Source organism: Actinomadura sp. B10D3, assembly GCF_039871695.1.
GTDB lineage: Bacteria > Actinomycetota > Actinomycetes > Streptosporangiales > Streptosporangiaceae > Spirillospora > Spirillospora madurae.
Map to the genome: position 1 here is coordinate 1 of NZ_JBDPLY010000109.1, position 570 is coordinate 570.

1 pseudogene is annotated in these 570 nt (G+C 68.6%); it reads left to right on the top strand.

What is annotated here, in order from left to right:
- Positions 1–104: 104 nt before the first annotated feature.
- Positions 105–570, top strand: a pseudogene (locus tag ABGB11_RS42480) (alpha-ketoacid dehydrogenase subunit beta); the annotation flags it as partial.

Sequence of the window (570 nt, forward strand, 5' to 3'; positions counted from 1 at the left end):
GAGGAGCAGGAGCAGTTCGCCGCCTACCTGGCGTCGTTCGAGGAGGAGGCGAAGTGACCACCCTGACCCTCGGCAAGGCGTTGAACGAAGGCCTGCGCAAGGCCATGGAGAACGACCCGAAGGTCCTGGTCATGGGTGAGGACGTCGGCAAGCTCGGCGGCGTCTTCCGGATCACCGACGGCCTGCAGAAGGACTTCGGCGAGGAGCGCGTCATCGATACCCCGCTGGCGGAGTCCGGGATCGTCGGGACGGCGATCGGGCTGGCGCTGCGCGGCTACCGGCCGGTCGTGGAGATCCAGTTCGACGGGTTCGTGTTCCCCGCCGCCGACCAGATCATCACGCAGCTGGCGAAGATGCGGATGCGCTCGCTCGGCAAGGTGTCGCTGCCGGTCGTCGTCCGGATCCCCTGCGGCGGCGGCATCGGCGCGGTGGAGCACCACTCCGAGTCGCCGGAGGCGTACTTCACGCACACCGCCGGCCTGCGGGTGGTGGCCTGCTCGAACCCGGTGGACGCGTACGCGATGATCCAGCAGTCGATCGCCTCCCCCGACCCGGTGATCTTCTTCGAGC